Raw genomic sequence first — 21,107 nt, 5'->3', positions numbered from 1 at the left:
GAGGGTGTGCGCCTCAGGTCTGGCCGTTCTTGACGATCAACGCCTGCAAGCCGTGCCGCAGGTAGTCCCCGTACACCACCGGCGGGTTCAGGTCGCCGTCGCGCGAGCCGTCCGGGGAGAACGGCTCGATCAGGGTGTGGTGGCCCGCGTGGAAGAAGAACGGCAGCGACAGCCGCTCCGCGTTGACGAACTTCACCCGGTGCAGCGGGGAGGGGAAGTAGTCGTTGGTGATGTAGGCGAGGTAGGTGCCCGCGTTGACCAGGAAATCGTCCCCCGACGTGGGCAGGTCGCACCACCCGTCGACCGTCTCGACCTGGAGGTTCTGCACCTCGGTCTGGAACAGGACGGTGAGCATCGAGACGTCGTAGTGGTCCTCGAAGCTCAGCTTGGTGCCGTCCGGTCCCGTCTTGACCGGCGGGTAGTCCTCCAGGTACGGGTAGCGGATCATCGAGACCGACGACAGCGTCTCGGACTCGGCCAGCTCCGGCTGGAAGAACTCCTCGTCCTTGCCCAGTGCCAGCGCGAACCCGCGCATCAGCGCGGAGGACAGCCGGAACATCGTCCAGTAGTACTCCTCGCAGAACGGGCGGAACCGGGGGTGCCTGGTCTCGTCCGGCCAGTCGTTCACCTCGTGCATCGGGTCGCCCGCGACGATCATCGGGTGCCCGGCGTGGAAGGACGGGTTGAGGTAGCAGAAGGACTCGACGGCCTTCTTGCCCTCGATCGCCTTGTAGTAGCCGTTGCGGATGTGCGGGTTGTCCGGGTTGTAGGCGTGGATGGCGAGGTCGTGCTTCTCCTGCGGGGTCATGGTGCGGTGGAACTCGTTCACCACGTCCTGCAACCGCTGGACGTCGACACCGTGGTTGGCGGCGTAGAAGAACCCCGAGCCTCGGCAGGCCCTGTTGATCTCCTCGCCGACTCGCGCCTTCTCCGCCGGGTCGTCGCCGAGCAGGGGGGAGACGTCGATGGTGGGGACTTCCGAAGAGGGCATCTTCATGGCTGACTCCGTAGCGCCGAGACCCGCTCGCACACGGCCGCGACGAGGGCGTCGTCCTGTACCCACGAGTGGTGCGTCCCGCCGTGCAGCACGCGGGTCTCGATGGTCTCGGCCGGGAGGAGCTTGTCGAGGTTGTTGTGGGGCGTGAGCTGGTAGTGGTCGAACAGGCGGCGCTGGTGCTCGCCGGTGACGACGTCGTTGCGCTCACCGGCCTTGAACAGCACCAGGTCCCCGAGGTTGGCGCTGAGGCCGGCCAGGTCCTCCTGGCTCGGCAGGTAGTGGTAGTTGATCGGGTCGAGGATGTCCTCGACGTCGGGCAGGCCGATGGCGGCGCAGGCCTGCCGCATGGCGAAGTAGGAGTCGATGCACGTCAGCGCGTCGATCCGCTCGCCCGCCCTGGCCAGCTGCAACGCCAGCTCCACCGCGAGCACACCGCCGAAGCTCCAGCCGAGCAGGCGGTACGGGCCCTCGGGTTGCAGCCGGCGGACGTGCTCGACGTAGTACTCGGCCAGTTCCTCGAAGGAGCCCATCGGCGAGTGCAGGTGGACGTTGTTGAACAGCACCAACCGGTGACCCGGCAGGTTCTTGGCGATGTTGTTCAGGTAGCTCTCGGCACCGCCCTCGCCCGGTGGCAGCACGAAGATCGTGGGCTCGGCGTCCTCGTCGACGAGGATGTACGGGTCGAAGGCGTCGGCGCCGCGCCGCTCGCCCGCCGCGGTGGCCCCGGCGCGCGCCACGCCGGTGGTGTGCTCGACGACCCGGCCGAGCCACCGGCGCAGCTCGTCGGCGAACCGCCGCGTGGTGGCCTCGTCCCAGCGGCTGTCGACCTCCGCGACGAGGCGGCCGCCGGTGCAGCGCACGGTCACGTCGACGGCGGAGTCGTTGGCCACCTCGTTGCCCTCGGCGGAGTGGCCGCCGCAGAGCGCGGAGTCCAGCGACCACCCCGGGGCGGTCGCGTCCTCGCCGTCGTCGAGGCGACCGAGGTAGTTGAAGGTGACGGCGGGCAGCGGCACCCCGCCCGCGTCGTAGCCGGGGTGCAGCGCGCCGTAGCCGATGCCGTGGTGCGGCACCCGCCGCCGGTTCGCCCGCGTGGCCAGGATGCCGCGGGCGAGGTCGTCGGGGTGCGCCTCGACCGCCACCGGGTGCATGGTCGTGAACCAGCCGACGGTGGCCCGGACGTCGGGGGCGCCGTCGAACAGCTCCCGGCCGTGGCCCTCGACGGTGACGTGGTTGCCGGCGCGCCCGGTGATCGAGCTGAGCGCGTACCCGGTCGCGGTCAGCAGCAGGTCGTTGACCTCGGTGTCGTAGGCCCAAGTGCTCTCGGTCAGCAGCATCCGGGTCTCGGCGGCGTCGAGGGCGAACTCCGCGTGGTGCCTCGTCGCGCCCGCGGCCGGGAGCGCGTCGTCGGCCATGGCGCGCACGACCTCGGCCCAGGCTCGCCGCTCGCCCTCGTCCGGCTCGTGGTCCCGCACGGCCCGCGCCCACTGGCGGTAGCTGGCGGTCTTCTCGCCGAGGTCGCCGCCGTGGTGCAGGATCTCCAGGTCCTGGGCCAGGATGTGCCAGCTGACGCTGTCGACGGCGAGGTGGTGCACCGCGAACCACACGCGCGCGGAGCCGTCCTCGAACCCGTGCAGGTAGGCCGCGCAGCCGGTCGGGCCGTGTTCCAGGTCGAACCCGGACTGCCACCGGGCCAGCTGCCGGTGCAGGTCCTCTTCCGACAGGCCGCGCAGGTCGAGTTCGTGCAGCACCACGCCGGGGTCGCCGTCGCCGTAGAACTGCTCCCCGCCCCGGAAGCGCAGGCGGAACGCGTCGTGGTGCTCGACGAGCCGGTCCAGCGCCCCGCGCAGCACCGCGACGTCGAGTTCGGGCGTGCGGATGGCGAAGGTCTGGTTCCAGTGGGCGGGCTCGGGCAGCGACTTGGCGAAGAACCAGTCCTGGACCGGCAGCGTCGGGCAGGGTCCGCTCAGCCGCCCCTGCTCGGCGTGGCCGCGGCCGTCGTCCGGGCCCTCCTCGGCGGCGAGGACGGCGTCGGCGAACTGCCGAACGGTCGGGTGGTCGAAGACGTGCTTGACGCTGAGCTTGCGGCCCACCTCGCGCTGGACCTGGCTCGCCAGGTGCAGGGCGCTGATGCTGTCGCCGCCCGAGCGGAAGAAGTCGTCGTCGATGCCGACCGAGCCGCCCCCCAGCTGCGCGCCCCACAGGTGGCACAGCCTGGCCTCCACGCGATCGCGCGGGGCGGCGTAGGCCGTCCGCCGCGCCCCGAAGTCGACCCCGGGCAGGGCGGCGGTGTCGACCTTACCGTTCACGGTCATCGGCAGCGGCTGGTCGAGGCGCACCAGCAGCGAGGGCACCATGCCCGGGATCAGCTTGCCGCGCAGGGCGCGCAGGACAGCGGCCTCGTCGACGACCGCGCCGTCCTCCGGGACGTAGTAGGCCACGAGCCGCTTGCGGTCGGGTGAGCGCTCGTCCACGCCTGCGACCACCGCGCACTGCCGCACGCCGTCGCAGGAGCCGAGCGCCGCCTCGACCTCGCCCGGTTCCACCCGCAGTCCGTTGATCTTGAGCTGCGCGTCGGCGCGGCCCTGGTGGCGCAGGTCGCCGCCCGGCCCGCGCCGGACCAGGTCGCCGGTGCGGTAGAGGACCCCGAACCGGCCCGCCGCGCGCTCGGCGTCGGTCTGGAACGGGTTGGCGAGGAACCGCTCCGCGGTCAGCTCCGACCGGTTGAGGTAGCCCTCGGTGACGCACTCGCCCGCCACGTACAGCTCGCCGACGGCGCCCGCCGGGAGCAGCCGCATCCCGTCGCCGAGCACGTGGAGCCGGGTGTTGGCCAGGGGCTCGCCCAGGGAGTTGCGGTACCCCGCGCCGGGCTCGAAGCGCTCGACGGTGTTGTAGACCGAGGTCTCCGTGGTCCCGTAGGCGTTGAACAGCACGCCGCCGTACCGGGAGCGGATCTTGTCGAAGTGCCGCTCCTGGAACGCCTCGCCCGCGACCAGGACGGTGCGCAGGTGCGGGAGCCGGGCGAGGTCGAGCCGCTCGACCTGCGTCGGCGTGCCGCTGAGGTAGCTCAGGCCCTCGCGGTCGGCGAGGTCGTAGAAGGCGTCGTCCCCCGCGGGGTCGGGCGGCGGCACGATGAGCTTCGCCCCGCTCAGGACCGACAGCGCCAACTGCTCGACGGAGAAGTCGAAGACGTGGTTCGACAGCAGCAGGACGGTCCGGTCCGCCGCGTCGTCGTCGACGTGGACCAGGCTCGTGCGGAAGCTGTCGACCGAGCGGTGCGCGACGAGGACGGCCTTGGGCCTGCCGGTGGTGCCCGAGGTGTAGATGGCGTAGGCCAGGTCGCCGCTGGTCACGGCGTTTTCCGGGGCGTGCCCCGGGTGTTCGTCGAGCACCACGCGGTCGAGGTCGACCACCGGCAGCGCCGAGGCGGCGGGCAGCTCCCGCACCCGGGCGCCGTGGTCCCCGCCCGCGAGCACCAGGCGGGCCCCGGTGTCGGAGAGCATGAAGTCGACCCGCTCGTCCGGGTAGCCCGGGTCCACGGGCAGGTACCCCGCGCCGGACTTCCACACCGCGAGGATCGCCACGACCACCAGCTCGTCGCGGTCGATCACCAGCGCGACCAGGTCACCCGGCCGGACCTCGGCCACCGACCGCAGGTGGTGGGCGAGCCGGTTGGCCCGTTCGTCGAGTTCGCCGTAGGTCAACCGGGTGTCGCCGTGCACGACCGCCACCGCGTCCGGCGTGCGCGCCGCCGCCTCCTCGAACACCGAGTGCAGCGTGCGGGCCGGGGCGGGCGCCTCGACCGGCGCCCCGGCCGGGGCCGCGCGGTCCCGGTCGACGGGGGTGATGGCCGACAGCGCCGTGCGGTCCCCGGTGGCGGAGAGCCGGGCGAACTCGGCCAGGACGTGCCGGAAGGTCTCGACGATCCCGGCCGCGGTCGTGTCGTCGAACAGGGAGGCGGCGTAGGTCAGGTTGCCCGCGAGGCCGTCCGGGGTCTCCGAAAGCGTTGCGGACAGGTCGAACTTGGTGCTGGTCCAGCCGCCGCTGTCCGGCTTGTACTCGGCCACCGCCGGCGCGTCCTCGGGCGGCTCGACCCGGTCGGTGACGTTCTGCAGGGTGAAGTTGACCTGCAGGATCGGGTGCCTGCTCGGGTCCTTCACCACCGCCAGCTCCTTGACCAGCTGCTCGAACGGCAGCTCGCCGTGGACCTGGGCGGCGATGACGGCCTCGCCGACCGCGCGGACGTGGTCGCGCACGCTCGCGCCATGGTCGACCCGCACGCGCAGGGCGAGCAGGTTCGCGAAGAAGCCCACCGTCCGGTCGAACTCCGGGCGCCCCCGGTTGGCCGACGGGGTGCCCACGACCACGTCGTGCTGGCCGGTGTACATCGCCAGCACGAGGCTCCACGCGCCCAGCAGCACGCTGTAGAGGCTCACCCTGGCCGACTGGGCCAGCTCGCGCAGCGCTTCCGCGGTGGCGGCGTCGAGGGCGAACTCCAGCTCGCGGCCGCGGTAGTCGAACTGCGGGGGCCGGGGGTGGTCCAGCGGCAGCTTGATCGTGTCGAACCCGCGGAGGGCCTCCGTCCAGAAGTCGGTGAGCGCCGAGAGCCGCTGTTCGGTGAGGTACTGCCGCTGCCACACGGCGAAGTCGCCGTAGGAGCCGCGGATCCCGGGCAGGGCGGACTCGGGCGTGCCGCCGAGCAGCTCGGCCAGCTCGCGCCGGAACAGGCCCCACGACCAGCCGTCGAAGGCGCTGTGGTGGATCACCAGACCCACCTGCGCGGCCCCGGGGTCGGTGCCCAGCTCGCACAGCCGCACCCGGATCGGCAGTTCCTCGTGCAGACGGAACACGTGCTCGGACAGCTCGACCAGCAACCTGTCGAGCTCGGCGGTGCTGTCGACGGCGTGCGTGGTCAGCTCGAGCATGCCCACCGCCTCGACCGGGGGCACCACGTGCTGGCGGCGGACGCCGTCGGCACCGGTCCTGAGCAGGGTGCGCAGCGCCGGGTGGCGCCGCACCAGCGTGCGCAGGGCGGCCACGACGGCGTCGGGGCCCACCCGGTCGTCCAGCTCGACCCGCAGGGCGAACGGGATGTTGTAGGCGGCGGTGCCGCCCTCGAAGTCGTCGATGAACAGCAGCCGCTCCTGGGCCAGCGACACCGGGGGGTGCTGCTCGTGGGCCGCGGCCCGGCCGGTGGCGGGTTCGGAGGCCTCGGCGTCGCGCGCGGCGGCCGTCTCCTGGATGTGGGCCGCCTGCGCGGCGAGCGTGGTGTGCTGGAGCACGGTGGTCACACCGAGGCCGCCGCCGAAGCCGGTCGTGATCGCCTGCGCCAAGGCCATCGCGCGGATGCTGTCGCCGCCGAGGGCGAAGAAGTCGTCGTGCACGCCGACGAGGTCCGGGGCCACCTCGAGCACCCGCGACCAGATGCCGCAGAGCTTGATCTCGACGTCGGTCGAGGGGCCGACGTAGCGGACGCCGTCGCCGGGCCCGAAGTCGGTCTCCGGGAGCCTGTGGGTGTCCAGCTTCCCGCTCGGCGTCACGGGGATGTCGAGGATGCGCACCACGCGGGCCGGGACCACCGACTCCGGCAGCGTCTTGCGCATCCACCGCTTGAGGTCCTGCTCGTCGAACTCGTCGTCGGCGACGTAGAACCCCGCCAGGTACTTCTGCGACACCGCCGAGGCGGTCATCCGGTGCTCGCGGGCGATCACCAGCGACCGGCGCACCCCGGGGAAGGACGTCAGCGCGGCCTCGACCTCGCCCAGCTCCACGCGCTGGCCGCGGATCTTGACCTGCAGGTCGGTGCGGCCGAGGTACTCGATCTCGCCGTTGGGCAGCCAGCGCACCAGGTCACCGGTCTTGTACACGCGGGCGTTCTCGCCGAGCCGCGCCTCCTCCTCGGTCTGGAAGGGGTTGTCGAGGAAGCGCTCCGCAGTCAGGTCCTCCCGGTTGAGGTAGCCGCGGGCGACGCCGATGCCGCCGAGGTACAGCTCGCCGATGCCGCCGACCGGGATCAGCTTCATTTCGCGGTTGAGCACGTAGACCTTGGTGTTGCCCACCGGGTGGCCGATGCTCTTGTTGACCCGGCCCTGCTCCGGCGGGTACGGGCGCTTGTGGCTGGTGATCGAGACCTCGGTCGGGCCGTAGCCGTTGATGATCGTGCCGGGGAAGGTGCCGCGGATCTTGTTGAACACCGGCTCGGTGAAGTCCTCGCCGATCGCGTCGACGCGGGTCAGCGAGGTGGCCGCGGAGTAGTCGTAGAGCGAGAGCACCGAGGGCGTGCCGGAGAGGTAGGTGACCTGCTCGTCGTTCATGTACCGGCACAGCCGAGCCTCGTCGGTGCGCATGGTGTCGTCGAGCACCACGAGCTTCTGGCCGTTGAGCAGCGCGTCGGTCATCTGCTCGATGAAGTGGTCGAAGATGTAGTTGGAGAACGACAGCAGCGCCTCGTCGCCGTCCTCCTTGCGCAGCGAGAACAGCGTGGCCAGCGAGGACTGGAGGTTGACGACGCCTCGGTGCTCCAGCAGCACCGCCTTGGGCTTGCCGGTGGTGCCGGAGGTGTAGATGGCGTAGGCCAGGTCGGTGCTCGTCGTCGCGGTCACGGGGTTCTCGCGCGGCTGCCCGTCGAGGCGCAGCGCCTCGACCTCCAGGACGGGGCGGCCGGGGGCGAGCGAGCGGAGCCGGTCGCCGTGGGCCTGGTTGGTCAGCACGATCCTGGCGTCGGTGTCCTCGACCATGAACGCGACGCGGTCGTCGGGGTAGCCGGTGTCGATGGGCACGTACGCCGCGCCGGTCTTCCAGGCCGCGAAGATCGCGATGATCATCAGCTCGCTCTTGTCCAGCACGAGCGCGATGACCTCGTTCGGCCGCAGCTCCGCAACCGAGCGCAGGTGGTGGGCGAGCTGGTTGGCCCGCTCGTTGAACTCGCGGTAGGTCAGCCGGGTCTTGTTGTGGACCAGCGCGATCTCGTCCGGCCAGCGCTCGGCCATCTCCTCGAACACGCCGTGCAGGGTCTTGTCGGCCGGGAAGTCCTCCGCGGTGCTGTTCCACCGGTCGAACGTCGCCAGCGTGGTCGGCGAGGCGAACCCCAGGTCGGCGACCGGCCCCGAGATGTCGTCGATGACCTGCTGGAAAAGCAGTTCCGTGAGGTCGAGCAGGGTGTCGATGGCGGAGTCGTCGAACAGCTCACCGGCGTACCAGAGGGTGACGGTCAGCTCGTCGCCCTCCTCGCGGGCCACGACGGCGAGCGGGTAGTCGACGTTGTCGGCGTCGTAGGCCTTCTCGAAGCTCAGCCGCTCCTGGTGCTCGCGCTCCTCGGCCTCGTCCAGCAGGCGAGGGTAGTTCTCCAGCACGAGCAGGGTGTCGAACAGCCTGCGCTTCATCTCGCCGCGCTGCAACCTGCCCAGTTCCACGACGCTCTTGCTGTTCATCGTGTTCACGGTGGACTGGATGTCGCGGACGGCGTCGGCGACGCTCTTAGTGGCCTGGTCGTCGTGGTCGACGACCAGCGGCAGGGTGTTGATGAACAGCCCCACCGACGCCTCGACGGCGTCGACCGGCACGTTGCGGCCGGACACGATCGTGCCGACCACGGTGGTGTTCCCGCCGCCGATGGCGTAGAGGACCTTGTGCCAGACGAACTGCAGCACCGAGTGCAGGGTCACGCGGTCGGCCGCGCACACCGCCTTGAGCGCCGCGGTCCGCCGCGCACCCAGGCCCAGCGTCCGCGTGCGGTGGTCGCGGATGTGGTCGTAGTTGCCCAGGCCGACCCGGTAGCGGCTCCGTTCGTTGAGCAGGCCCGCGAAGTCCCCGCGCTCGTCGATGCGCTCGACCTGCCGCACCCAGTAGTCGGTGTGGTCGCCGCGGTGGTCCTCCCAGTACCGCTGCGCGGCGAGGTAGGCGGTGTCCGGTGTGGACTCGACCGGGAGGCCGTCGAGCAGCCGCAGGTAGGCGCGGTGCACCTCGTCGTGCAGGACCGGCAGACTCCAGCCGTCGAGGATGATGTGGTGGCAGCTGAAGATGAGCGAGAACAGGTCGTCGCGCTGCTTGATCAGGTATACCCGGAACAGCCTGCCTGCGGCGGGGTCGTAGGGCTCGGTGCGGTCGCGCTCCTGCAGCTCGCGCACGCGGGCGTCCTGCTCGGCTTCGTCGCGGAGGTCGGTGAGATCGGTGAGGTCGGTGAAGCGCCAGTCGAAGGGCTCGTCGTCGTTGTCGACGACCTGCACGGGCGCCCCCGCCCACTCGAAGCGCAGGCGCAGCGACGGGTAGCGCTGCCTGGCGTGCTGCCAGGCCTCCCGCATCCGGTCCGGGTCGATGGCGCAGCGGTAGTGGTGCACCGACTGCATCACGTACGCGTCATCGCCCGCCACGCTCTTGAGCGCGTGGTAGAGCAGGCCCTGCTGCAGGCCGTTCGCGAGCAGCCGGGTGGGCTCCCCGCCGGTCGGCGCGTCCGCCACCGCCTGCTCGGCGTCGGCTGCGGCGTCGCTGCCCTGCGCCACCTGCTGTTCGAGGAACCGCGCCTGCTCGCCGAGGGTCCGCAGGGTGAAGACGTCGTCCACCCCGACCGACACGCGCAGCCGCTGCCGCACCTTGGCGATGAGCAGGATGCAGGAGATACTCTGCCCGCCGAGCCGGAAGAAGTCGTCCTCCGCGCCGATCCGCGCCGCGGGCACGCCCAGGACCTGGCTCCAGATCTCGCGCAGCCGACCGGCGACCCCGGCCACCGGGCGGTCCTCGGCCGGGGCCGCGGACTCCCGGGGCCCGACCTCGGGCAGCGCCCGCCAGTCCACCTTGCCGTTGACGTTGACCGGGATGCTCGCCACGCGGACCATCCGCGCCGGGACCATGATCCGGATCAGCCGTTCCCCGAGGTGGGCCAGCAGCTCGTCCTCGGTCACCTCGGCGGAGTCCTCGGTGACGTAGAAGCCGACGAGGTGGCGGTCGGCCGCGCCGCCGGTGCCCTCGCGGGCCACCACGACGCACTTGCGCACACCGGGGAACTCGGTGGCCCGCGCCTCGATCTCCCCCGGCTCGACGCGCACGCCGTTGAGCTTGAGCTGGAAGTCGCTGCGGCCCATGAACTCGACCTCGCCAGTGGGCAGCACGCGCGCGAGGTCACCGGTCTTGTACAACCGGCCGTTCTGCCCCAGTTCCCGGTCCCGCTCGGTCTGGAACGGGTTGGCGGTGAACCGCTCGGCGGTCAGGTCGTCGCGGTTGAGGTAGCCGGGGGCGACACCGCGGCCGCCGATGTAGAGCTCGCCGATCGCGCCGATCGGCAACTGCTTGAGGCCCTGGCTCAGCACATACCACTTGACGTTGCGCAGCGGCCTGCCGATGCTGCGGTCGGGGCGCTCGCCCACCCCGGGCGCGAACTCCTTGACGGCGGTGACGAACGCGGCCTCGGTAAAGGCGTACTCGTTGACGACGCGGCCGTCGAACCTCTCCCGCAGCCGCTGCAGGCCGGCCGCGGTCAACTCCTCGCCGACCAGCAGCAACCGGGTCAGGCTGGGGCAGCGCCGCAGGTCGAAGTGCTGCAGGACCGACCCGGTGGCGTTGAGGTAGGTGACGCCGTGCCGCTCGATGTACTCGGGGAAGCGGTCGGGGTCGAGGCGGACCTCGTCGGGGACGATGACCAGGGTCTGGGAGTTGATCAGCGCTATCAGCGTCTGGCGCAGGTGCGGCTCGAACACGTACGAGGCGAACAGCGCGACCCGCTCGGTTCCCGCGCGCAGCATGTCGTAGCGCTCGGAGAGGTCGGTGATGCTGTTGACGACGCTGTCGTGGTACTTCGGCACGCCCTTGGGCACACCGGTGGTGCCGGAGGTGTAGGTGACGTAGGCCAGGTCCTGGCTGCCCAGCGGCAGGTCGGGGTTCTCCCGGGGCTGCTCGAGCGCGGCGCCGCCCTCGGCGAACAGGGCGTCGACCTCGACGACGTGGACCCCCGCGTGGCGCGGGCCGAGGACCTCCCGCAGCCGCTCGGCGTGGCGGGTGCTGGTGACGATCGCGTTGAGGCCGGTGTCGGCGACCAGGAACCGGATGCGCTCGGCCGGGTAGGCGGGGTCGATCGGGACATAGGCCGCCCCGGCCTTCCACATGCCGAAGGTGGCGACCACACCGTGGTCGCTCTTGTCCAGGTAGAGCCCGACCAACTCCTGCGGTCGCACGTGGACCGGGGCACCGAGCAACCAGTGCGCGAGCTGGTTGGACCGCTCGTCGACCTCGCGGTAGGTCAGCTGCACCTCGTCGAAGACGACCGCCTCGCGGTCGGGGCCGCGGCGGGCGGCGTCCTCGAACAACTGGTTGAGCCGCTTGTCCGCCGGGAAGTCGCCGTCGGTGCCGTTCCACTGGTGCAGCCGCAGTTCCTGCTCGGTCGAGACGAGGTCGATGTCGGCGACGAGCTGGCCGGGGCGGTGCAGCAGGTGCCCGAGCACCTCGCGCGCCACGTCGAGCACCCCGGCGACGATCTTGTCCTCGAACAGCTCGCCCGCGTACGCCATCGTCCACACCAGGCGCCCGCCCGCCGCGTCGTCGCGCACCACGGCGACGAGCGGCGACGGCGGCAGGTCGGTCAGCCCGACCTCGCGGTCCACGAGGACCAGCAGGGCGTCGAAGAGGCCGCGCTGCAGCAGTTCCGGCTGCGCGAGGTACGCGCTCGGCCTGCGCACCGCGTCGTCGATCCGCCCGACCGCCTCGGCGCAGGCGAGGTCCGCCTGCTCGACGTGGTCCACCACGACGGGCAGCACCCCGGCCGCGCGCGGGTCGGCCCGGGTGGCGTCGAGGAAGGCCACCACAGTCTGGTGCCCGTGGCCGTAGGCGTGCAGGACGCTGTGCAGCGCGGTGAGGGCGAACGCGCCGAGGGAGAGGTCCCCGCCCGCGAGCACCTCCGTGAGCGCCGCGTAGTCCTGGCCGTCGACGACCAGTTCCCGCCGGTGGGTCGCCCGCACCTGGGGATCGTCGTCGCGCACCGCGACCCGGTGCCGCCACTCGTCCTTGAGCAGCATTTCCAGGTCGCACCGCTGGTCCGATATCCCGTCAATGCGGTCGCACCAGTCCGCGGCTGATTTCAGGTGTCGTGCTGACGTCATCGGGGACAATTCCTTATCGTCACGGTGTGCGACTCGGTGTGGTGGTCGTCGTGGACCCACCGGCCCGGCTGCGGCCGGGTGGAATTCGGGTGGGCCGCTATCGGTGCCCGCTCACTCGGCCATGGATTCGACGCTGTCGGCCAAGGCCGAGAGACCGAGGTCGATCTGCTCCTCGGTGATGGTCAACGGCGGTCGGAATCGCAATCCGCGCGCACCGCAGGGCAGTGCGATCACCCGGTGCCGCTCGTACATCCGGCGCAGGACCTCGTCGCGGTACGCCCCGTCGGGCAGGTCGACCGCGCACATCAGCCCGCGCCCCCTGGCGTTGCCGACGACGTCGGGGTGCTTGCCCTCGAGGGCCGCCAGGCCGTCGCGGAGGTACTCGCCGCGCCGGGCCACGGTGTCGAGCAGGCGCTCGGACTCGATCGTCTCCAGCACCCTGGTGGCGCGCACCATGTCGGCGAGGTTGCCGCCCCAGGTGGAGCTGATCCGGGAGGAGACGGCGAAGACGTTGTCGACCACCTCGTCGACGCGGCCACCACCCATCACGCCGCAGACCTGCGTCTTCTTGCCGAAGGCCACCAGGTCGGGGCGCAGTCCCAGCTGCTGGTAGGCCCAGGCGGTGCCGGTGATTCCGCACCCGGTCTGCACCTCGTCCAGCACGAACAGGGCGTCGTGGTCGTGGCAGAGCCGTTGCATGGCCAGCAGGAACCCGGCGCTGAGGTGGTTGTCGCCGCCCTCGCCCTGGATCGGCTCGGCGATGAAGCAGGCGATCATCCCGTCGGCGGCGGCGAACGCGGCCTCGGCGGCGGCCAGCGCCAGCCGCTCGGCCTCGGCGTTGGCCGCCGCGTGCGCCTCGACGGGGTGGCGCAGGGCGGGCGAGGGGATGCGCGGCCAGTCGAACTTGGGGTACCGGGCGGTCTTGGCCCACTCGGTGTTGGTCAGCGACATGGTGTAGCCGCTGCGGCCGTGGAAGGACTGCTCCAGGTGCAGGACTTGCAGGTCGTTGATGGCGTCGTCGGCCAGGCCGAGCCGCTGGGCCTTCCAGTCGAAGGCGGCCTTGAGCGCGTTCTCCACGGCCAGCGCGCCGCCGTCGACGAAAAACAGGTGCGGCAGCAGCGGATCACCGAGCACCCTGGCGAAGGTCGTCACGAACCTGGCGTACGGGACCGTGTACACGTCGGGGTTCGACGGCTTGTTCACCGCAGCCGCGGTCAGCTCCGCCAGGAACGCCGGGTCGTCCACTATGCAAGACGGGTTGCTTCCCAGCGGCGCGGAGGCGAAGAATGAGAACAGGTCGAGGTAGGAGTCGCCGCTGACGGCGTCGACGAGCCAGCTGCCCGAGCTGGCCGCGAGGTCGAGCACGATGTCGTAGCCGTCGACGAGCACGTGGGATTCGAGCGCCCCGTGCACGTCGTTCGCGTTGAGTTCGCGGGTGCCCGACGGCTCCTGCGCTGCTGTCGGCGTACTCATAGGTATGCGTCCCCCGGCATTAGCGGTCCTCGGCAGGCGTTCGCCCACTCGGCGGAACCGCCGCGTGATGTGAGTGTGGTGCTCGTGGTGAACGGCCCCCAGGGACCGAGTCGATCCACGCCTCGTGCGTCGTTCCCGGTCCTGCCGCATCCGTTCGCGAGACCGACCGCAATTCCCGTCGCACCCGGGCGTGCTTGCGATGACTAAAGCAATTCGCTCTTGGAATCAGTTGGCGTCAAGGGTTCCGCCAGTTGTCCACCTGTTTGGAGATTAACAGGGTTGACCTTGTCGGACACCGCCGATGGAGTGATGCTGAACCCGGGCCGGGGGGGGTGGCGGCGAGCCCAGCGCAAACACCGTTCGGCCATGGGAAACAGCGCTATACCCCCTATTGCCTATTGCCACCTTCGTCGGTCCTCCCCTTCCCGATGCGGCTGGTACGGTGGTCGGACCGGCCAGCAGGTCCACCTGAACCGCCCGTCGGACAGTCGAGTGGTGTCGCGTTCCGCCCCGTGCCCGATCCCCGGCGGATTCGCACCCCCGACGAATCACTTGTTTGGGGAACCGTCATGGTCGCTTCTGGTTGGGGTGCCGCCCGCGAGGGCGTGCTGTTCGACCCCACCGTGGTCAATCTCAACACCGGCTCCTGCGGCCCGCTGCCCCGCACTGTCTTCGACCGCGTCACGAACCTGCGCGCGCACCTGGCCCGCGCCCCGATGGACTTCCTGCTGCGCCGCGTGCCGGGTCTGCTCTGGGAGGCGCGAGCGCGGCTGGCCGCGTTCCTCGGTGGCGACCCGCACCGGCTGGCCTTCACCACCAACGTCACCGGGGCCGTCAACCTGGTGGCCACCGCGCTGCCGCTGGCCGGACCCGGCGAGGTCCTGCTCTCCGACCACGAGTACGCCCCGATGCGCCGGTGCTGGGAGCGGGCGGCGCGGCGGCAGGGGTTGACCGTGCGGGAGTTCGAACTGCCCGCGCGGCCGAGCGACCCGGCCGAGGTCGTCGAGGCGGCCGTGGCGGCGATGACCCCCGGCACCCGCCTGCTGTTCCTCAGCCACGTGGTCTCCTCGACCGGCGTCGTCCTGCCGGTCGCGGAGCTGTGCGAGCAGGCGCGCCGCCGCGGCATCACCACGGTTGTCGACGGCGCCCAGGCACCGGCGTTCACCGACGTGGACCTCGCCTCGATCCCGTGCGACTTCTACGCGGGCAGCGGTCACAAGTGGTTGCTCGCGCCCACCGGCACCGGTTTCCTCCACTTCGGAGCGGACGAGCGGACCGGGGCGAGCACCGCGCGGCTGCTGCGACCCACGCAGGTGAGCTGGGGGTTCGAGCCGCCCGCCGGCGCCGGTCCGCCCGACGGGCGGGACCGCTTCGGCAGTACGCCGCGGCTGCGCGAGTTCGAGTGCGAGGGCACGCGCGACATCACGCCGTGGCTGGCGGTCCCCGCCGCCCTCGACTTCCACGCCGGACTCGGTCACGATCGCATCCGGGCGCGCAGGGGCGAACTGGTCGCCTTCACCCGCGAACGCCTCACCGGCTGGCGGGGCCTGGAACCGGTCACTCCGAACCACCCCGCGCTCTCCGGCGCCATGACGGCGTTCCGGCTGCCAGAAGGCACCGACGGGGCGGAACTGCACCGCGGGCTCTGGGAGGGGTTCCGCGTGGAGGTGCCGGTCGTCGAGCGGCCGGAACAGGCGCTGCTGCGGGTGTCCACGAACTTCTACAACACCGAGGCAGAGGTGGAGCGCCTCGCCGAGGCGCTCAAGGAACTGATGCGGGCCTAGGCCGTGTCCGGTGAGTCTCGTTCGATCGGGGGTGCGGACGCGGACTCGGGGACACGGCCTGGCACCACCGGACCGGCTCGGGCAGCGGTTGTCCCCTTCACCGTGCGGCGGTTCCCGCGTCCGCCGCACCCACCCGGATGTCTGAACGACAAGCCGAACACACGAGGAGTGATCAACGTGGCGGACACGACCGTGCCGACCTTCAGCCTGGTCGAGCTGCGACAGGGCCTGCACCGGGAGGAGTTCCGCCGCTGCCTGGCCGAGAAGGGCGTCTTCCACCTGGTGGACAGCGGGCTGACCGACGCCGACCACCGAGCCGCCAGGGAAGCGGCGGTGGACTTCTTCGACAACGCCGACGAGGCGGCCAAGCAGGCGGTGACCTCACCGGTCCAGACCATTCGCCGCGGCTTCACCAGGCTGGAGTCCGAGAGCACCGCGCGCATCACCAACACCGGCCAGTACACCGACTACTCGATGTCCTACTCGATGGGGACGACCGACAACCTCTTCCCCACCCCCGAGTTCGAGGCCATCTGGACCGACTACTTCGACCGGATGTACGCCGCCGCCCGGGCCGCCGCGGAGCAGGTGCTGACCGCGGCGGGCGGCGAACCCGAGGGCGGCATGGAGTCGTTCCTGGAGTGCGAGCCCCTGCTGCGACTGCGCTCCTTCCCCGAGGTCCCCGAGGACCGGGTCGCCGAGGAGCAGCCGCTGCGGATGGCGCCGCACTACGACCTGTCGACCGTCACGCTGATCCACCAGACCCCGTGCCCCAACGGCTTCGTCAGCCTGCAGTGCGAGGTGGGCGGGGAGTTCGTGGGGCTGCCCGCCCAACCGGACGCGGTGCTGGTGTTCTGCGGGGCCATCGCCACCCTGGTGGCCGACGGCCGGGTCAAGGCACCCCGGCACCACGTGGCCGCCCCGGGCGCCGAGCAGCGGGTGGGCAGCGCCCGCACGTCCAGCGTGTTCTTCCTGCGCCCCAACCCCGACTTCGCCTTCTCCGTCCTCCGGGCCAAGGAGCTGGGCTTCGACGTGAGCCTCACCGGGGAGACCGCCACGTTCAACGACTGGATCGGCGGCAACTACATCGACATCCGCAAGACCGGTGCGACCCGCTGACCACCACCACGAACGACGAGGAGTGCCCGTGAGTCCCGCAGTCAACAGCACCGCCGACGTCCGCGCCATCGCCGAGACCGCCCTGGTGGCGTGCGGGGTCGACCTCGCCGCGGCCAAGGGCGACGACCTGACCGCCCGCACGCCGGTGACCGGCGGGCGGTTGTCCTCCCTGCGCGCCAGCTCCCCCGCCGAGGTGGACCGGGCCGTCGAGGACGCGCGCGCGGCGTTCCTGACCTGGCGCACCACCCCGGCGCCGGTGCGGGGCGCGCTGGTCAAGCGGTTCGGCGAGCTGCTCACCGAGCACAAGCGGCACCTGGCCGACCTGGTCACCGCGGAGGCGGGCAAGATCGGCTCCGAGGCGCTGGGCGAGGTGCAGGAGATGATCGACGTCTGCGACTTCGCGGTGGGTCTGTCCCGCCAGCTCTACGGCCGCACGATGCCCTCGGAGCGCCCGGGGCACCGGCTGATGGAGACCTGGCACCCGCTCGGCGTCGTCGGCGTGATCAGCGCCTTCAACTTCCCGGTCGCCGTCTGGGCCTGGAACACCACCGTGGCGCTGGTCTGCGGCGACACCGTCGTCTGGAAGCCCTCGGAGCTGACCCCGCTGACCGCGCTCGCCTGCGCCGCGCTGCTCGACCGCGCCGCCGTCGAGTCCGGCGCCCCGGCGAAGCTCAACCAGGTCGTGCTCGGCGGGGCCGATGTCGGGGAGCGGCTCGTCGATTCCCCGTTGGTGCCGCTGGTCAGCGCCACCGGCTCCACGCGCATGGGCCGGGAGGTGGGGCCGAGGGTGGCCGCAAGGTTCGGGCGCTCCCTGCTCGAACTCGGCGGCAACAACGCCGCCGTGGTGGCGCCGTCGGCCGACCTCGACCTCGTGGTGGACGCCACCGTGTTCTCCGCGGCGGGCACCGCGGGCCAGCGCTGCACCACGCTGCGCAGGCTGATCGTGCACGCCGGCGTCGTCGACACTGTCGTCGAGCGGCTGACCGCGGCCTTCGACCAACTCCCCGTCGGCGACCCGTTCCAGGACGGCACCCTGGTCGGCCCGCTGATCGGGGCGGACTCCCACACCCGGATGCGGGCCGCCCTCGACCGCGCGCGCGCCGACGGCGGCGAGGTCCGAACCGGGGGCGAGCGGTGCCTCACCGACTCGAACCCGGACGCCTACTACGTGCGGCCCGCCCTCGTGCGGATGCCCGGGCAGACCGCGGTCGTGCGCGAGGAGACCTTCGCGCCGATCCTCTACGTGCTCACCTACACCGACCTCGACGAGGCGATCCGGCTGCAGAACGACGTGCCGCAGGGGCTGTCCGCCGGGATCTTCACCCGCGACCACGGCGAGGCCGAGCGGTTCCTGGCCGCCGACGGCGCGGACTGCGGCATCGTGAACGTCAACATCGGCACCTCGGGCGCGGAGATCGGCGGCGCGTTCGGCGGTGAGAAGGAGACCGGCGGCGGGCGCGAGTCCGGCTCCGACGCCTGGCGCGCCTACATGCGCCGGGCCACCAACACCGTGAACCACTCCGGCAGGGTCGCCTTGGCCCAGGGCGTCGATTTCTCCCGATAGGACAGCGAACGAACCGGAACCGTTGCCGAACAGCGGTTCCGGGTCATCGGCGCACTCCGCGCAGCGCAGGTCCGCCACTCGATCAGGGGGAATGTCCTACCATGGCTGGGAAGTCCGTCAAGACCGCGTTGGCGCTCGCGTGCATCGCGCAGTTCCTGGTGTTGTTCGACATGTCGGTGATCACCGTCGCGCTGCCGTCGATGCAGGAGGACCTCGGCGTCGGCCCCGGCGTGCTGCAGTGGGTGGTGAACGCCTACACCCTGTCCTTCGCCGCCCTACTGCTGCTGGGAGGGCGGCTGGCCGACCTCTACGGGCACCGGCGGGTGTTCGTGGCCGGGCTCGCGGTGTTCACCGCCGCCAGCCTCGTCGGCGGGGTCGCGACCTCGCCTGCGGTGCTGATCGCGGCGCGGGCGGCGCAGGGCGTCGGCGCGGCCGTGCTCGCCCCGCTCGCGCTGACCATGATCACCACAACCTTCCCCGAGGGGGCCAAGCGCACCAGGGCGATGACGATCTCCACCGCGGTCAGCCTGGTCGGCGGGGCGGCGGGCAACCTGCTCGGCGGCGTGATCACCGAGTACCTGACCTGGCGGTCGGTGCTGCTGGTCAACGTGCCGATCGGGATCCCGGTGATCTGGTTCGCGCTGCGGGCGCTGTCCGAGCGCACCGACCGGTCGCACCGCGCCCGGCTCGACCTGCCCGGCGCGGTGCTGGCCACCGCCGGGCTGACGCTGCTCACCTTCGGCGCCTCGCAGACCCACGCGCACGCCTGGACCGACCCGGCCGCGGCGGTGCCGCTGCTCGGCGGGGTCGCCGCGCTCGCTGCGTTCGTGCTGGTGGAAGCCCGGTTCGCCGCGGCCCCGCTGATCCCGCCCCGGCTTTTCGGGTTGCCCGGCATCGCCTGGGGCAACGTCGCGATGCTGCTGGCCGGGGCCAGCCAGGTGCCCGTCTGGTACTTCCTGACCCTGACCATGCAGGACGTCCTGCGCTACGACGCCGCGCAGACCGGCGCGGGGTTCCTGCCGCACGCGGTGCTGATGCTCGCCGTCGGGTTGCGCCTGACACCGGTGCTGATGCGGCACCTGCAGGCCAAGGTGGTCATCTCCCTCGGCGGTGTCCTCGGGGCGATCGGCTTCTGGTGGCAGAGCACCATCACCCCGGACAGCGACTACCTGACCGGCGTCCTCGGCCCCGCGGTGCTGATCTCGCTCGCGGGCGGGCTGATCGGCACCCCGCTGGCACGCACGGTCACCTCCGGCGTCACGGTGGCGGACGCGGGCGCCGCCTCGGGGCTGATGAACACCACGAGGCAGTTCGGCGGCGCACTCGGCCTGGCCGTCCTGATCACCCTCACCACCGCCAACAGCACGGCCGCGCCCGCCGCGCTGGCCGACAGCTACGGGAACGCGTTCCTGGGCATCGCCGCGGTCATGCTCGCGTTGGCCGTCATCGCCCCCGTGCTGCCCGCGCTGCGCGACGCCCCCCTCGACGCGGTGCCGCCCCGGGCCGCCGAATCCACGAGGGTCTGATCGGGGCGGAACCGTTGGTGGGCAACGGATCCACGGCCAGGGCGGCGCGGGCCCGCGCGGACCGGACGGGTCAGGGTGGGCCGGTCCCTCGGTACTGTCGGATCAGTGTCCACCACGCCGAAGACCGCGAGAGGCGCACGACGATCGGCCTCGCGCCGGTGCTGGTGTTCCTCGCGAGCCTGGCGACGGGCCTCGTCGGGCCCCGGTGGCTGACCGTCCCGCTGTCCGCGCTCGCGCCCACCGAGGCCATCGCCGGTCAGCCCAGGGAAATCCTCATCGAGGACCCGATTGCGCGCCACCGCACAACAGCGGGGTGTCCGGCTGTGCGCGCAGGACGGCAAGCGCAGCGTGGCCCAGCAGCAGCGCGAGTTCGCCGAGGCCGTGCGCAAGTTCGGCGCCCGCGAACTGGCCTCGCGCTACGTGCTGCAACCGGAGGAGTCTATGCACGTGCAGGGCATCGCCGTGGACGTGCCACCGCTGTCGGCCGCGGCCCGGGTGGAGCGCGAGGGCGCCCCCTGGGCTGGTGCCGCCGCTACGAGAACGAACCCTGGCACTTCGAGTACGACGCGGGCGACGTGAGCGCGGGCTGCCCAGCCCTCCTCCCGAGCGCCACCGGCGGCTGACCCCGGGCGCCGCGCAAAGGTGCTGTCGCGAACACGGGCTTTCGAAGTACCGCCTGGGGAGTGTCCGGTGAGGGGCATCGGAGCCGGAGGAGGATCACCGAACCTGCTGGTGCGCTCGACCAGGGTCGCCACGGCCGACCTGCCGCCCTTCCCGATCACCAGATCCCCCTCCCGGTGACCAGGCACGGCACGCCCTTGCACCTCGTCGGGCGCTCGTCGATGTAGCGGGGCTCCCGGATCCGCGGCGCCGGGGCCGGACGTGGACCGGTGCGCCGGGTGCGGCCGGTGCGGCCGGTGCGTAACGCGATCAACCACCCCACGCGACACGACCGACGGATCACGACCGATCCGCGCCGCGATGTCCTTGAACTCCAACAACTCCACCAGGCCCCGGGAGATCTCCTCCCGATCGGCCAACGTCACCATCTCCCGCACGACAGGGAATCCTTCCCCCACCGATCGCCAAGATCACCTGCCACGACCGCCTGAACCTGCCGGAACGAAGGGACTGTAAAAGTTCGGTGTAACTCCCGATCATGGAAGTGCACCTGATGACCGACATGATGTCCGGCGTGGAGAACGCTGAGAACTCGAACCCCGGGACCGGCCTGGACGAGCAGCTCGTGGCGCAGCTGGTGAGCCGCGCGAAGGCCGGTGGGCCGGCGCTGACCGGTGAGGGCGGGGTGCTGGCGCAGCTGACCAAGCGGCTGCCGGAGTCCGCGCTCGAGGGCGAGATCACCGACCACCTCGGCTGTGACAAGCACGACCCGGCCGGCCGCGAAGGGCCGCACGTCACCGACCGGATGGTCGAAGACCTCCTGACCGCCCTCCGGCAACGCTGGGAGCAGGACGGGGGCTGGTCATGGGACGAACGTCTCAGCCAGGCCGAGACAGCGGCATGAACCCTTCGGATTCGCGTCTGTGGTCAGCAGAACCTGCT

9 protein-coding genes and 2 pseudogenes are annotated in these 21,107 nt (G+C 71.5%); 6 read left to right on the top strand and 5 right to left on the bottom strand.

Annotated features, from left to right (window positions below):
• Window positions 1-13 precede the first annotated feature (13 nt).
• From ACLJQE_RS35275 to lat, 3 genes are all read right to left on the bottom strand, one after another.
• Complete coding sequence (locus ACLJQE_RS35275) at window positions 14-997, bottom strand: 2OG-Fe(II) oxygenase family protein (protein ID WP_410643877.1); 984 nt, start codon at window positions 995-997, stop codon at window positions 14-16.
• Window positions 994-12,078 (bottom strand): amino acid adenylation domain-containing protein, encoded by an 11,085-nt coding sequence (locus tag ACLJQE_RS35270; protein ID WP_410643876.1) that lies wholly within the window; start codon window positions 12,076-12,078, stop codon window positions 994-996. The genes ACLJQE_RS35275 and ACLJQE_RS35270 overlap by 4 nt, the downstream gene beginning before the upstream one ends.
• Before the next feature lie 111 nt (window positions 12,079-12,189).
• Window positions 12,190-13,551 carry an L-lysine 6-transaminase gene (gene lat, locus ACLJQE_RS35265; RefSeq protein WP_410643875.1) on the bottom strand — a complete coding sequence of 454 codons (1,362 nt, stop codon included), beginning with the start codon at window positions 13,549-13,551 and terminating at the stop codon, window positions 12,190-12,192.
• A 569-nt stretch (window positions 13,552-14,120) separates the two neighbouring features.
• Between lat and ACLJQE_RS35260 the strand changes: the two genes are divergently transcribed.
• The 5 genes from ACLJQE_RS35260 to ACLJQE_RS35240 all read left to right on the top strand — a co-directional run bounded on the left by ACLJQE_RS35260 (window position 14,121) and on the right by ACLJQE_RS35240 (window position 20,123).
• Window positions 14,121-15,335 carry an aminotransferase class V-fold PLP-dependent enzyme gene (locus ACLJQE_RS35260; protein ID WP_410643874.1) on the top strand — a complete coding sequence of 405 codons (1,215 nt, stop codon included), beginning with the start codon at window positions 14,121-14,123 and terminating at the stop codon, window positions 15,333-15,335.
• A 177-nt stretch (window positions 15,336-15,512) separates the two neighbouring features.
• Window positions 15,513-16,454, top strand: a complete 942-nt coding sequence (locus ACLJQE_RS35255; RefSeq protein WP_410643873.1) for a 2OG-Fe(II) oxygenase family protein — start codon at window positions 15,513-15,515, stop codon at window positions 16,452-16,454.
• 28 nt (window positions 16,455-16,482) lie between these two features.
• Window positions 16,483-18,018 (top strand): aldehyde dehydrogenase family protein, encoded by a 1,536-nt coding sequence (locus ACLJQE_RS35250; protein ID WP_410643872.1) that lies wholly within the window; start codon window positions 16,483-16,485, stop codon window positions 18,016-18,018.
• A 101-nt stretch (window positions 18,019-18,119) separates the two neighbouring features.
• Entirely contained in the window at window positions 18,120-19,544 is a 1,425-nt protein-coding gene (locus ACLJQE_RS35245; RefSeq protein WP_410643871.1) for an MFS transporter, read from the top strand.
• Window positions 19,545-19,832: 288 nt separating this feature from the next.
• On the top strand, window positions 19,833-20,123 hold the full coding sequence (locus tag ACLJQE_RS35240) for a D-alanyl-D-alanine carboxypeptidase family protein (RefSeq protein WP_410643870.1): 291 nt from the start codon (window positions 19,833-19,835) through the stop codon (window positions 20,121-20,123).
• A gap of 143 nt (window positions 20,124-20,266) precedes the next feature.
• Here the strand turns inward: ACLJQE_RS35240 and ACLJQE_RS35235 are convergent.
• Both ACLJQE_RS35235 and ACLJQE_RS35230 read right to left on the bottom strand, forming a co-directional pair.
• Window positions 20,267-20,392 (bottom strand): annotated as a pseudogene (locus tag ACLJQE_RS35235) (IS30 family transposase); the annotation flags it as partial.
• A 105-nt stretch (window positions 20,393-20,497) separates the two neighbouring features.
• Window positions 20,498-20,593 (bottom strand): annotated as a pseudogene (locus tag ACLJQE_RS35230) (helix-turn-helix domain-containing protein); the annotation flags it as partial.
• A 110-nt stretch (window positions 20,594-20,703) separates the two neighbouring features.
• Between ACLJQE_RS35230 and ACLJQE_RS35225 the strand changes: the two are divergent.
• Window positions 20,704-21,069 (top strand): hypothetical protein, encoded by a 366-nt coding sequence (locus ACLJQE_RS35225; protein ID WP_410643869.1) that lies wholly within the window; start codon window positions 20,704-20,706, stop codon window positions 21,067-21,069.
• The last annotated feature ends 38 nt before the right edge of the window (window positions 21,070-21,107 follow it).

This window comes from Amycolatopsis sp. lyj-346 (assembly GCF_046548975.1).
GTDB lineage: Bacteria > Actinomycetota > Actinomycetes > Mycobacteriales > Pseudonocardiaceae > Amycolatopsis.
This window is presented reverse-complemented; position numbering and strand designations above follow the sequence as displayed.